Annotated in this window: 15 protein-coding genes; 5 read left to right on the top strand and 10 right to left on the bottom strand. The window is 73.0% G+C overall.

What is annotated here, in order from left to right; genetic code table 11:
- The 4 genes from BM339_RS45745 to BM339_RS45730 form a co-directional block, all read left to right on the top strand.
- On the top strand, positions 1 to 286 hold a 286-nt coding region (locus BM339_RS45745; protein WP_143118814.1), incomplete at its 5' end, for a transposase.
- Between the two features lie 37 nt (positions 287 to 323).
- Positions 324 to 1,007 carry a phytoene desaturase family protein gene (locus BM339_RS45740; protein ID WP_075024914.1) on the top strand — a complete coding sequence of 228 codons (684 nt, stop codon included), beginning with the start codon at positions 324 to 326 and terminating at the stop codon, positions 1,005 to 1,007.
- Positions 998 to 1,897, top strand: a complete 900-nt coding sequence (locus tag BM339_RS45735; protein WP_075024913.1) for a phytoene/squalene synthase family protein — start codon at positions 998 to 1,000, stop codon at positions 1,895 to 1,897. The genes BM339_RS45740 and BM339_RS45735 overlap by 10 nt, the downstream gene beginning before the upstream one ends.
- 1 nt (position 1,898) lies before the next feature.
- Positions 1,899 to 2,876: a phosphate acyltransferase gene (locus BM339_RS45730; RefSeq protein ID WP_075024912.1), complete on the top strand. Its 978-nt coding sequence runs from the start codon at positions 1,899 to 1,901 to the stop codon at positions 2,874 to 2,876.
- A gap of 5 nt (positions 2,877 to 2,881) precedes the next feature.
- On the opposite strand, the gene BM339_RS45725 is transcribed toward BM339_RS45730, so the two are convergent.
- Complete coding sequence (locus BM339_RS45725) at positions 2,882 to 3,583, bottom strand: spheroidene monooxygenase (RefSeq protein ID WP_075024911.1); 702 nt, start codon at positions 3,581 to 3,583, stop codon at positions 2,882 to 2,884.
- On the opposite strand from BM339_RS45725, the gene BM339_RS45720 reads away from it, so the two are divergent.
- Positions 3,558 to 4,154, top strand: a complete 597-nt coding sequence (locus BM339_RS45720; protein WP_075024910.1) for a glycerol-3-phosphate acyltransferase — start codon at positions 3,558 to 3,560, stop codon at positions 4,152 to 4,154. The genes BM339_RS45725 and BM339_RS45720 overlap by 26 nt on opposite strands.
- Here BM339_RS45720 and BM339_RS45715 read toward each other — a convergent pair.
- From BM339_RS45715 to BM339_RS45675, 9 genes are all read right to left on the bottom strand, one after another.
- On the bottom strand, positions 4,105 to 5,133 hold the full coding sequence (locus BM339_RS45715) for a glycosyltransferase family 2 protein (protein ID WP_075024909.1): 1,029 nt from the start codon (positions 5,131 to 5,133) through the stop codon (positions 4,105 to 4,107). The two genes, BM339_RS45720 and BM339_RS45715, sit on opposite strands and share 50 nt — an antisense overlap.
- Positions 5,134 to 5,225: 92 nt before the next feature.
- Positions 5,226 to 6,671, bottom strand: a complete 1,446-nt coding sequence (locus BM339_RS45710) for a phytoene desaturase family protein (RefSeq protein ID WP_075024908.1) — start codon at positions 6,669 to 6,671, stop codon at positions 5,226 to 5,228.
- Positions 6,659 to 7,450, bottom strand: a complete 792-nt coding sequence (locus BM339_RS45705; protein WP_081842793.1) for a carotenoid biosynthesis protein — start codon at positions 7,448 to 7,450, stop codon at positions 6,659 to 6,661. Before BM339_RS45705 ends, BM339_RS45710 begins: the two co-directional genes overlap by 13 nt.
- Before the next feature lie 65 nt (positions 7,451 to 7,515).
- Entirely contained in the window at positions 7,516 to 8,766 is a 1,251-nt protein-coding gene (locus BM339_RS45700; RefSeq protein WP_021592139.1) for a PP2C family protein-serine/threonine phosphatase, read from the bottom strand.
- The gene (locus tag BM339_RS45695) at positions 8,763 to 9,569 is read right to left on the bottom strand and encodes an alpha/beta fold hydrolase (protein ID WP_075024907.1); all 807 of its coding nucleotides are present in this window, start codon (positions 9,567 to 9,569) and stop codon (positions 8,763 to 8,765) included. The genes BM339_RS45700 and BM339_RS45695 overlap by 4 nt, the downstream gene beginning before the upstream one ends.
- A gap of 4 nt (positions 9,570 to 9,573) precedes the next feature.
- A complete protein-coding gene (locus BM339_RS45690) occupies positions 9,574 to 10,101 on the bottom strand; it encodes a hypothetical protein (protein WP_024935957.1) in 528 nt (175 codons plus the stop codon).
- A 48-nt stretch (positions 10,102 to 10,149) separates the two neighbouring features.
- The gene (locus BM339_RS45685) at positions 10,150 to 10,473 is read right to left on the bottom strand and encodes a DUF3140 domain-containing protein (protein WP_075024906.1); all 324 of its coding nucleotides are present in this window, start codon (positions 10,471 to 10,473) and stop codon (positions 10,150 to 10,152) included.
- Positions 10,470 to 10,694: a hypervirulence associated TUDOR domain-containing protein gene (locus BM339_RS45680; RefSeq protein ID WP_075024905.1), complete on the bottom strand. Its 225-nt coding sequence runs from the start codon at positions 10,692 to 10,694 to the stop codon at positions 10,470 to 10,472. The genes BM339_RS45685 and BM339_RS45680 overlap by 4 nt, the downstream gene beginning before the upstream one ends.
- Before the next feature lie 128 nt (positions 10,695 to 10,822).
- Complete coding sequence (locus BM339_RS45675; protein WP_075024904.1) at positions 10,823 to 11,758, bottom strand: CPBP family intramembrane glutamic endopeptidase; 936 nt, start codon at positions 11,756 to 11,758, stop codon at positions 10,823 to 10,825.
- Between the last annotated feature and the right edge of the window lie 136 nt (positions 11,759 to 11,894).

Here is an 11,894-nt window from a genome sequence, read left to right as displayed (position 1 = left end):
CGGACGGCTGGTCGGCTGGTCCGCCCAGACCCTCCGCACCACCATCGACATCGTCCGCAAACCCGCTGATCAGAAAGGGTTCGCCGTACTGCCCAGACGGTGGGCGGTAGAGCGGACTCTGGCGTGGTTGACCGCGCACCGGCGGCTGGCCCGCGACTACGAACGCGACCCCGCCACCAGCGAAGCCATGATCCGCTGGGCCGCCATCGGCCTCATGACCCGCCGCATGGCCCGCGGCGGGCAGCCCGCCGTCCGTCAACGCCGGCGCCCCCTCGAATACCTATAACAAGATCCTTCTCAAACACGCACTTAGATACGGAGTCGTGGCCGAGCGGGTGGAGACGGACGCGTCCGGGGTGACGGCCGTCCGCCTGAACACAGGCGAGCGGCTGCCCGCGAGCCACGTCGTCGTCGCCTGCGACCTGCCGCGCGCACACGCCGGGCTCCTCCCCGAGACGGCAAGCGACTGGCGCCTGCGCAGCCCCCGCTACTCGCCGTCCTGCCTGGTCATGCACTTCGGGCTCGACGAACGCCTGCCCGACCAGGCCCACCACACCCTGCATTTCGGCCGCCACTGGCGGGACGGGTTCGGCGCCCTGACGGCCGGCCGCCCCCAACCCGACCCGAGCCTGCTGATCACCTATCCCGGAGACGCGACGCTCAGCGTCCTGGAACCCGCCCCCAACCTGACAGGCGGCGCCGACTGGGACCACCTCACCCAACGCCTGCGGAACCGGCTGGCCGACCTCGGCTACGACCTGCCGTCGGCCCCGCGACTGATCATCGACCCGCCCGCATGGGCCCGGCTCGGCCATTCGGCGGGCACCCCGTTCGCCCTGGACCACCGCTTCCGGCAGACCGCGTGGTTCCGGCCGTCGGGCCGCAGCCGCGTCCCGCGGCTCCACTTCGCCGGCATGTACACCGCCCCCGGTGTGGGCGTCCCGCCCGCCCTGATCTCCGGAAGGCTCGCCGCCGCCCGGATCCTGGAGGACGCCCCATGGCGCTGACCGCGAGCTACGAGCACTGCCGCCGCCTCAACGCCCGGCACGGCCGCTCCTTCTACCTCGCCACGCTGCTGCTCCCGGAGTGGAAGCGCAGGCACGTGCACGCCCTCTACGGCTTCGCCCGCCACGTCGACGACATCGTCGACGAGTGCGGACCCGGCGACCCGGCCGCACGCGCCGCGGCCCTGGACGAGGTCACCACCCGCCTGGACGCCGCGATGGCCGGCGAGCCCGTCCGCGACCCGGTGCTGCCCGCCTTCGCGCACACCGTCCGGTCCTTCGACGTCGGACGCGCGGACATCGACGCGTTCCTGGAGTCGATGCGCGCCGACCTGACCGTCACCCGCTACAACACCTACGAGGACCTGCGGGCCTACATGGAGGGATCAGCCGCGGCCATCGGGCTGATGATGCTGCCGGTCCTGGAGACCGTGCCGGGCGCCCTGCACTCCGCACGCGAACCCGCCCGCGAACTGGGCCGGGCGTTCCAGCTCACCAACTTCCTCCGGGACGTCTCCGAAGACCTCGCCCGGGGCCGCGTCTACCTCCCTCTGGAGGACATGGCGAAGTTCGGCGTCACCGAAACCGACCTAGCCTCCGGAACCTGCACCCGCCCAATGCGAGACCTAGTGGCTTTCGAGGCCAACCGCGCCCGCGACCACTACCGGCAAGCGCTGCAAGGCGTGGAACTGCTGACCCCGTCCTCGCGCCCCTGCATCCGCGCGGCGCACCAGCTGTACGGCGGCATCCTGGACGAGATCGCCGCCGCGGACCACGACGTCCTGACCGGCCGCGCCAGAGTCCCCCGCAGACGCCGAGCCGCGATCTACGCACGCCACCTCCTAGCGGCCAACGCCGCCACCCGAGCCGAACGCCGCCCAGAAATTACCTGAAATGCCCACCCCACCACCCGACCACGCCCCCACCAAAGACTCCGACGCGGGTGGGGGGTTTGTTGTGTTGGATGCGATGGGGGGTGATTCTGGGCCCGCGGTGGTGGTGGCGGGGGCGTTGGTGGCTTGGCGGGAGTTCGGGGTGCCGGTCGTTCTGGTGGGACGGGCGGAGGTGGTCGAGCGGGAGTTGGGGCGGCAGGGCGGCGTGGGCGAGTTGGACGTCCGCCATGCCGACGAGGTCGTTCCCATGGCCGAGGCGGTGGCGCGGTCAGTGGCGCGGCGGGGGGCGAGTCTCATGGTGGGGTGCGAGCTCGCCCGGCGAGAGGGGGCGCCGTTCGTGTCGGCGGGGTCGACGGGGGCGGTCGTGGCGTGCGCGGTGCGTGCGTTCGGGCGGCGCGAGAGTGTGTTGCGTCCCGCGCTGGCTGTCGCGCTTCCAACGGCGGCTGGGTCGACAGTGCTGGTCGACGCCGGCGGGACCGCCGATCCGTCGGCCGAGATGCTGGCGCAGTTCGCGACGCTCGGCGCCGAGTATGCGCGCGGCGTGCTGGGCGTGCGCGATCCGTCGGTGGGGTTGCTGTCTGTCGGTTCCGAGCCTGGGAAGGGGAATCGGCTTGTCCGGGATGCCGCGAGGTTGTTGCCGGACATGCCGGTCCGCTTCCACGGCAACGTCGAGGGGCATGACGTGCTGGCGGGGACCGTCGACGTGGTCGTCACCGACGGCTTCACCGGAAATGTCGTCCTGAAGAACATCGAGGGCTGTGTCCGCACCACGCTCGGCATGGTGGCGCGTGCTGGGCTTGCTGAGACGGGTCCGCTGGACGAGGTCGCACGACTGTACGCGGCCGACACGCACGGGGGTGCGGCGCTGCTGGGGCTGGACGGGACGGTGGTCGTCGCGCACGGCTCGTCCGGGCCCGCCGCCATCGCGCGTGCCTGCGTGGTGGCGCGTGACCTGGCGGTCAGAGGGGCGGGTGTGTGAGCGGGTCAGGCGAGGGGGTCATGGCCGTCCCATGTGCCATCGCTTCCGTAGGGAGCGAAGCGGGCGAAGAGCTCCTCGCTGTACCAGCCTTCGTCGCGGACGCGACCGATGACGTCGCGGTGTGCGGTCCGGCCGTAGGCGAAGCACCTGACGGTATTTTCCTCGTCCCACAAGGAAAATGTGGCCTGCCGGGCCAGCGGCCACTCCCCGATGCCGACGGAGGCGAGGCAGCCGTCCTGGTGGCGCAGCAGCCTGTCCACGTCGGGGACGGCGCGGTAGAACGCCACGAGGCGGCGCGGGCGGATCGACGCCCGGGTCAGCACAGCCACCGGCCCGCGCGGGGCCGGGCGGGCAGGGACGTCCTCGAACGGGTCTCGCCCACCCCAGCGGCCACGGGACGTGATCGGCGCGAGGCGCACATGCCACGACTCCTCGGCCTCCGCCCGCCATCGCGCCGCCATCCGGGAGCGCGCCAGGAACCGCTCCAGCGCCGGTTCGCCGTCCCACACGGCGAACAGCGCCCAGCGGCGCAGGTCGGCGCCGAGGCTCATCGACCGGCCCCGGCCCGTGCCGAGCAGCCGCCAGAACCGCGGGCCGCCGGTGCCCCGCAGTTCCGGACGGTCGAACGCCATGTACCGCATGGCGTCCACACCCGCGTACCTGACGAGGTGAAACGAGGCGATGGTTCCCGTGCTCGTGGCGGTCATCGGCGGCTACCTGCTCGGCTCGGTGCCGGTCGCGGTGCTCGTCGGGCGCGCCCACGGCTTCGACCCGCGTGACGTCGGCGACCGCAACCCCGGCTTCTGGAACGTCATGGAGCGGCTCGGCTGGAAGGCGGCCGCGCCCGTCTTCGCCGGCGACATGCTCAAGGGCACGGCGGCGGGCCTGCTCGGCCTGCTGGCGAGCGGGGCCGAGACGGGCGCGGCGGGGTCGGTGGCCGGGGAGAGCGTCCTGCCGGTGTACGCGGCGGTGGCGGCGGCGATGGTCGGCCACGCCTGGCCGGTGTTCGCGGGCGGGCGCGGCGGACGCTCCATCCTCACGTTCGCCGGCGGGTTCGCGGTGATCTGCCCGGCGGCGTTCGCGCTCGGTGTCGCCTTGCTCGTCGCGGGGAGCCTGACCTTCCGGTCGTTCGCCCGGGGCACCCGCCTCGCCGTGTTCTCGCTGCCGGTGCTGCAACTGTTCTTCGCACCGGTCGAGCAGGTCGCCGGAACCGGGGCGCTGATGTGCCTCATCGGGCTGCGCTTCGGACAGGCCGCCCTGGCGGGCCGCCGGACATGACCGCCTCCCGCCCGTACCCCCGCCCGCGCCAGGCCCGCGCCGGAGACAACGCCGACCGCGTCAGCCGGACGGCCGCGGCCACGTCCAGCAACGGGGAAAGCGCGAGCCCCAGGCCCGGCCGCGCGTAGCTTCCGCGCAGCGCGGCCACCAGCAGGAACCTCTGCGCCAGGAGGACGAGGTCGAGCGGTGTTGGACGTCCCATCGCGGCCCGCAGGACGGGCAGTGCGGCCGTCAGCCAGACCGTCGCCACGTCCATCGCCAGCCGTCGAGCCGGGGTCACGTCCCGCAGGGAGATCGACCGGCCCCACTCCCGCCACACCGCGCCGGCCGACTCGTGCATGTCCACTCCGAGCAGGGGACCCGCGTCCAGGAATCCGACCCGCCAGCCGTCCCGAGCGAGGAGCCGTCCGAGCGCGACGTCGTCGGTGAGGTGGCCGCGGACGCGGGCGAACCCGTCGGCCTCGGCCATCCGGGCCTTCCGGAACGCCATGCACTGGCCGTTGACCAGCAAACGTCCGGCGGACGGCGCCGCGGGCCCGACCGGGCCGAACCGGTAGACGAGCGTCGCCAGCAGCGACGCGTGCAGCGCCTGCTCGGCCACGCCTCCGCAGATGAACCGCGGCCCCACGCTGACCAGGTCGTAGCGGTCGAGCAGTGCGGCGAGTTCCGCACAGAGCCCGGCTTCGGGACGCGTGTCGGCGTCCAGCAGGACCACGATCGGCCCCTTCGCGGCCTGGACGCCCTGGTGCAGCGCCCACTGCTTGCCGACCCATCCGTCCGGCAGCGGCGCGCCCGTGACGACCCTCGCGCCCAGCTCCGCGGCCAGCCCCGCCGTGCCGTCGCGCGACTCGTCGTCCACGACGATCACCTCGCTCACCGCGGGGTCGGCGAGCACCCGCACCAGGCACCCACGGAGGCGGGCCTCCTCGTCGCGAGCGGGGACCACCACCGAGATCGCCTCCGCCGGCTCACCGGACACCCCGGCTCTCAGCGGTGTCGGACGTCCACGCCCCCGCGCCAACCGCCCCGCCACCACCCCGGCCGCCACCCCCTGCCCCACCGAAAGCACCCTCATCGGTATCGGCTTTCGGGGGTGAAGTCCTGGTTGAGGAGGGTGGTTACTATTCGGGCGCTCATTGCTACCAGGGGGAGGCCGCCGCCTGGGTGGGTGGAGCCGCCTACCAGGTACAGGCCGTGGCGGGGGCCGCGGTTGGTGGGGCGGCGGAAGGGGGCGAGGCGGCCGTGGTGGGGGGTGCCGTAGATCGCGCCGCCCCAGGCGCCGTAGCGGTCGCGGAGGTCCGCCGGGGTGAACGGCTCGACGAAGCGCAGGCGGCCCGACAGGTCGTGGCCGCGGCGCGCCAAGTGCTCCAGCACCAGGTCCCGGTAGCCGTCGACGGACATCGGCCAGCGGCCCGGGTCGCGGGACGGGACGTTCACCAGCAGCACCCAGTTCTCCGCTCCGGCGGGCGCCTGGGTGGGGTCGTCCACCGCCGAGCAGCCGATGTAGATCGTGGGGTCCTCCGGCGGCACCCGGCGGAGGAAGATGTCGTCGAACTCCCGCCGGTAGTCGGCCGAGAAGAGGACCGAGTGGTGCGGCAGCCCGTCGGTCCGGCCGTCGACGCCGGCGAGCAGCAGGAACGCCGAGGACGACGTGCCGAGGGTCGCGATGCGGCGCAGGCGGCGGCGGTCGGGGAGCAGGCGGCCGTACAGGGCGGCGGCGTCGGCGTTGACCACCACGGCGTCCGCCCTCACGTGTTCGCCCGACGCCAGCATCACGCCCGAGACCGCCGAACGAGAGGCGGTCACGCGCTCCACCTCGGCGCCGGTGCGGACGTCCACGCCGGCCGAGCTCAGGAGCGCGGCGAGGTCGTCGGCGAGGCGCCGCATGCCGCCGGGCACGTACCAGCCGCCGTCCCCGTGCTCGATCGCCGGGACGCAGCCGAGCGCCGCCGGCGCCCGGTACGGGTTCGACCCCGCGTACGTCGCGTACCGGTTCACGTACTGGCGCAGCCGCGGGTCGTCGAAGAAACGGCGGGCCAGCCCGTTCAGGGTCCGGCCGGGCGCGACCGCGAGCAGGTCGCGGGGCCGGGCGTGCTCCGGTGGACGTCCCAGGGGCCCGGCGAAGAAGGTTCGCTGTGAGGCCGCCAGGCACTTCTCGGCCCAGGTGTAGTAGGCACTCCACGCGGCGCCCCGGCCTGGGGCCAGCCGGTCGACCTCCTTGGCCATCCGGGCGGGGTCGCGGTGGGCGCGCAGGAGCGTTCCGTCGGCGAAGTGGTACCGGCACAGCTCGTCCAGTTCCAGCAGGGGGCGGCCCACGCCCAGCTCGCGGAACAGTCCGGGCAGCGTGAGCAGGGACGGGCCGAGCGAGAACACGAAGCCGTCCCGCTCGTGCTCCGCCAGCTTGCCGCCGAGCCGACCGAGCCTCTCGTAGAGCCGGACGTCGTGGCCGCCGCGCGCCAGCAGCAGTGCCGCGACCATCCCGCCGACTCCGCCGCCGACCACGATCACCTCCGCCATGCGCGCCTCCACGCCGGGACGGCGAACGCCCCCATCGCGGCGCCGCCGGCCGCCGCCACGAGGAGGTCGCGCGGCTCGAACACCGCCGCGAACGCCAGCGTCTCCATCGCCGCCATCACCGTGTAGAGCGCGACCAGCCCGCGGGACACGTCCGTCCGCCTGACCACGACGTCGATCAGCACCATGACCAGGAACGACACCAGCAGCCACCCCGCGAAGTTGCTGACCGGAACGCCCCGGTACGGGCCGCCGTCCGGCCAGGTCCACAGGCCGAGGCGCAGCATTTGCGGATCGAGGAACAGGTCCCAGGCGGTCAGGGCCAGAGCTCCGGCCGCCCATCGCGCGAGCCGGTTCTCCGGCAGGACGGACGCCGCGACCGCGTGGGCCGCGAGCCCCATGCCGCCCCACGCCACCGCCACCGTGACCGGCACGCCGCCCACCTGCGGTCGCAGCACCGGCGTGTAGGAGTACTCCCCGAACGGCACGCCCGCCCGGACTCCCACCCACTCGGCCACGTACCCGACGGCCACCGCCGCGCCGAAGGCCGCCGCCGCCCGGCGGAGCCCGTGCCGGGCGGCAAGGTACGACACGGCGCTCGCGGCCAGGAGTGCCACGACGACGCTGGTCAGGACGATCGGCCTCGGACGCACCCCGGACAGCACCTGCGCCGCCATCATCGCGGCGAGAAACCCGGTTCCCGCGAGTGCCCATGCGCTCGGACGCCGCCGGACGGCCGGACGCCGCCGGACGGCCCTCCTATGCCGTCCGGCTCGTCCCATGCGCCCGACCCGCACCGGCCCCACATAGCCTTTTCGTGGCCGGATGCCGCCGTGGATGCATGAGCCTAGGAAGAGACGCTGAACGCGAGCAGCGCCGTGTCGTCCTGGAGTGCCTCGCCGAACTGTTCGAGCAGTCCGTTCAACGCGGTGATCAGCGGCTTGGCGTCCATGGGGGCGAGATCGGCGACGAAGGAGCGCAGGGCCTCCTCGCCGAACAGTTCCCGGCCGGCGCCGGTGCGAGCCTCGGTCAGACCGTCGGTATACAGCAAGAGGGTGTCGCCCGGATGCAGGACCGTGTCGGCGCTGGCGAAGAACGCATCGGGCAGGGCTCCGACGAGCTGGCCTCCCGGAGTGTGCAGGTACCCGGCCCGTCCGTCACGCCGCAGGACGAGCGCCGGCGGATGCCCGCCGCTGGCGAGATGGACGGTGAAAGAGGCGGGGCCCGGCGTCAACATCCCGTAGACGGCGGTGCAGTACTGGAGGTCCTCGTCCGTGCCGTGCGCGTCCAGGACGGTGTTGAGGACGGTCAGCGCCGCCACCGGTTCGGGATCCTGAACGGCCGCCGCGCGCAACGTGTAGCGGGTGAGCGAGGTGATGGCGGCGGCCTTGGGGCCCTTGCCGCGCACGTCACCGAGGAAGAACCCCCAGCGCATCGCGTCCAGGGGGAACACGTCGTAGAAGTCGCCGCCCATACGGTCGGGCGAAGCGGTGCGGTACGACGAGGCGATCTGGAGGCCGGGAACCTCCGGGAGGAGGGGAGGCAGGAGGCTCTGCTGCAGGACGTCGAGCGCCTCCTGCAACCTGTCGCGGTCGACCTCGGCCTTCCGATGCTCCTCCTCCGCCGCACGGCGGGCGCGAAGGAGCTCCTCCTCGTAGGCGCGGCGGTCGCGGGCCTCAAGCAGCGTCATGCGGATCTGCCGCGGCTCACCGCCAGCCTTGCTCGCGGCCGCCCCGCTCTCGCCCGCCACGTCGCCCGCCCCGCTCGCCCCGCTCGCCCCGTCCTCGCCGTTCGGGACCTTCGTGACGACCGCCGTGACCAGCACCGGGATGCGGTCGCCGCCGGCGGCCACGACCTCCATGGCGATGCCGTCGACGCGGCCCTGCATGTGCAGCAGCGGCGCGAAATGGGTCTCGTGGTAGAGCTTGCCGCCCACGGTGAGCAGGTCCGCGAACCGCAGCCGGTCCAGCACCTCGGCGCGGTCGCGGCCGATCCAGTCCAGCAGCGTCCGGTTGATCTTGGTGATCGTCCCGTCCATGCGGGTGGACACGTAGCCGACCGGGGCGCTCTCGTAGAACTCCTCGGCGGGACGCGTCACGGCGGCAGGTCCCGGACGAAGGCGATGATCGCCTCCGCGGTGGGCTCGGGCGCGCTGAGCTGGGGGCAGTGGCCGGACGCGTCGAGCGTCCACAGCCGGCTGCCGGGGATCGCGGCGTGCACGTACGCGCCCACCTCGGGCGGCGCGATCACGTCCTGGGCGCAGTCCAGCACCAGCGTCGGCACCGTGACGCTGCGCAGGTCCTCGCGGTTGTCCGACAGGAAGGTGGTGCGCGCGAAGACCCGGGCGATGTCGGGGTCGGTGCGGCAGAACGCGTTGGTCAGCTCCGCGCCGAGCTCGGGACGGTCCGGATTCCCCATGATCACCGGGGCCATGGCGGCGGACCAGCCCAGGTAGTTCGACTCCAGCGACGCCAGCAGCTCCTCGATGTCCTCCGCGGTGAACCCGCCCCGGTAGCCGGCCTCGTCGATGTAGCGCGGCGACGGGACCAGCATCACCAGTCCCGTGATCCGCTCGGGCACGGCCGCCGCCGCGAGGACGCCCACCATCGCGCTGACCGAGTGCCCGACGAACACGGCGTCCCGGACGTCCAGCCCCTCGCAGATCTCCACGACGTCGCGGGCGTACCCGTCGAGCGACCCGTAGCGGGCCTCGTCCCAGGCCGACAGGTCGGACCGCCCGGAACCGACATAGTCGAACAGCACCACCCGGAAGGTCTCGGCCAGCCGGGGGGCCACCAGCCGCCACAGGTTCTGGTCGCAACCGAACCCGTGCGCGAGGACGACGACGCGCCCCTCGGCCGGGCCCTGGACGGTCACGTTGTTCCTGGTGACGACGTCCATGCTCTCAGACGGGCTCGGCCGGGGACGGCATCCGCCGGGGGCCGCGCCGGCCGCCGAAGGCCTCCGTGGCGGCCACCGTCCGGAACTCCTCCAGGATGGTGATCTGCGCCTCGGCCCGCGCGAGCAGTTTCCGCAGCTCCTCGGCGTCCAGGGCGGGGTAATCGCCGGTGAGGGCGAGCAGGGTGCGCCAGCACGCCGCCTTCCCCTCGACTCCGAGCCGCATGGCCTCGGCCTCCACCACGTCGGTCAGCGGGGGCCGGCCCCGCAGCTGCCCGTTGAGCTTCAGCCGTCCCAGCTTCTCCCCCGCGGACATCGCGATGCTCTTGTAGCGCCGGACGGGGATGCCGAGCGCCTTCATGGTCGCGAGCAGGGCGCCCCGGTCGGTCGCGATGTCGTCGGCCAGCCGGCGCAACCGCTCCCCGTCCGGCCTGCCCTCGTGCGCCTGCGCGAGGGCACGGGACCGGGCCACCCCGCCCGCCGCCCCGGCCAGGTGATCGTTCATGTAGATCGCCAGGAATGTCGTTTTCTCCATGGAGGCCCCCCTACCCGGTGAGATCCCGCCGACGACTGTCCGGCGCCATCACTTGAGCGGGTCGTGACCCCAGTTCATCAGCGAGTACCGCCACCTGCTCTCCGTGACGTCCCCGGACGGCCGCTGCGCGAGATGCCGGTGCACGTACCCGACGACCTTGTTCATGTGGGCGTAGTCGTCCTCGCCCAGATCCGCCTTCTTCGCCCGGAGCAGCTCCACGATCCTGCGCCCGGACGCGTGCCCGGTCGACTCCCCGCAGCCGTCCTTCTGCCCGGCCGACCGCGACTCGTTCGTCTCCAGCCAGCGTTCGAGCTCCCCGGCGGTCATGTTGACGACCTTCCCGAACTCGGCCGCCACCTCGTCGTCCGTCACGACTTCCGCCTCTTCAGCGCCGACGCCTTGTGGACGGCCTTCTTCCCGCTCTTGTGGCTGCGGACGACGTACTGCGGCTCCTCCGGCGACGCCGCGACCGTCCGTCCGCCCTCCTCGCGCCGGTCGGTGACCTTCTTCTCGACCCGTCCCTCGGCCTCGGACCCGTGGCTCCGCCAGGTGACCTCGTCCCCCGCCTTGAACTCGTCCTCACGTTTCGTCATGCACGCCCACCTACCCCCCGAGCCGCCGCATCCGACCAAACCCCAGGTCAAAAGCGACAAGCGACAGGGCGCGGCCCCGCCGGGGCCACGCCGTGCCTGTCGGTGCGGGTCGGTGCGGGTCGGTGCGGTCAGTCGCGCGGGCCGGTGTAGCCGAGCCGACCGCGGGTGACGATCAGGAGCACCAGCGCCACCGTCCCGTAGCCGATGCTGCCCGCCACCAGGATCAGCGAGGGCTCGGTGTCCTTGAACATCTCCGGCAGGACGAGGCTCGCGACGTTGTTGTTGGTCGCGTGCAGCAGCAGGGCGAGGGGCAGGCTCTCGTTGGTGTGGTTGAAGACCCAGGTGATGATGAAGCTGATCGCGACGCACATCACGAGGAACGTGCCGACCATGCTCCACCAGCCGGCGGTGTCCGGCCGCGTCCCGCCGAGCGACCAGGCCGTGAAGAACAGCGGAAGGTGCCAGAAGGCCCACACCACACCGAGGATCAGGGTGCCTACGGCGGCCCCGTGGCGGCGCTGCAGCAGCGGGAGGGCGAGGTCGCGCCAGCCGGGCTCCTCGGCGAGGCCGGTCGTCAGGATCTGGACGACGAGAGCGGGGACGAAGGCCACCAGGACCAGGACGGAGGGCGTCCGCAGGTCGCCGGCCGCGCCGGGCAGCGCCAGGGTCCCGCCGATGAGCATCGCCGTGACGCCGAGCACCACGAGCGGGTACCAGTACCAGCCGACCCGCATCCGCAGCAGCCGCCGCTTCCAGTCGCGCAGCCCCGCACGGCCGCCGGTGACGAGCGTGACGAGCAGCGCCGCGCCGAGCGGGCCGACGTACGCGCCGGGGAGGATGCCGAGGAGCTGGGCCTCGTCGGTGAACCCGGGGAAGCGGAAGTCCAGCACCCCGAGGCCCTGAGCGGACAGCAGGTACGGCAGCCAGCACAGCCAGCTCGCCGCGAACGCCACGGTGAAGAACGACAGGAGCGGGTGCCGCTGGACGAGTCCGAGCGGTCCGCGGCGGCGGGGGACGGGCGCCGGGGCGAACTGGACGGTGTCCGGCCGCGTGGGCGTGCTCATCGGGAGCCTCCATCGGGGTGGGGGTCGTGGTGCGAACACGACCTATCGCACCATCGGCGCACCCTCCGGATCACTCCCGTCACCTGCTCGAACGTCCGTCCAGCGCTCTGCCCGCCGGGTGGTACAGCAGGCTGGA

This window comes from Actinomadura madurae, from assembly GCF_900115095.1.
In the GTDB taxonomy this organism is placed as follows: Bacteria; Actinomycetota; Actinomycetes; order Streptosporangiales; family Streptosporangiaceae; genus Spirillospora; species Spirillospora madurae.
This window is presented reverse-complemented; position numbering and strand designations above follow the sequence as displayed.

Bases quoted from the DNA above. Each gene is read 5' to 3' on its own strand.
- BM339_RS45680 (WP_075024905.1), bottom strand. From the start codon at position 10,694: ATGACGAAACGTGAGGACGAGTTCAAGGCGGGGGACGAGGTCACCTGG.
- BM339_RS45725 (WP_075024911.1), bottom strand. From the start codon at position 3,583: ATGACCGCCACGAGCACGGGAACCATCGCCTCGTTTCACCTCGTCAGG.
- BM339_RS45675 (WP_075024904.1), bottom strand. From the start codon at position 11,758: ATGAGCACGCCCACGCGGCCGGACACCGTCCAGTTCGCCCCGGCGCCC.
- BM339_RS45730 (WP_075024912.1), top strand. From the start codon at position 1,899: ATGCCCACCCCACCACCCGACCACGCCCCCACCAAAGACTCCGACGCG.
- BM339_RS45710 (WP_075024908.1), bottom strand. From the start codon at position 6,671: ATGGCGGAGGTGATCGTGGTCGGCGGCGGAGTCGGCGGGATGGTCGCG.
- BM339_RS45720 (WP_075024910.1), top strand. From the start codon at position 3,558: ATGGTTCCCGTGCTCGTGGCGGTCATCGGCGGCTACCTGCTCGGCTCG.
- BM339_RS45705 (WP_081842793.1), bottom strand. From the start codon at position 7,450: ATGGGACGAGCCGGACGGCATAGGAGGGCCGTCCGGCGGCGTCCGGCC.
- BM339_RS45735 (WP_075024913.1), top strand. From the start codon at position 998: ATGGCGCTGACCGCGAGCTACGAGCACTGCCGCCGCCTCAACGCCCGG.
- BM339_RS45690 (WP_024935957.1), bottom strand. From the start codon at position 10,101: ATGGAGAAAACGACATTCCTGGCGATCTACATGAACGATCACCTGGCC.
- BM339_RS45695 (WP_075024907.1), bottom strand. From the start codon at position 9,569: ATGGACGTCGTCACCAGGAACAACGTGACCGTCCAGGGCCCGGCCGAG.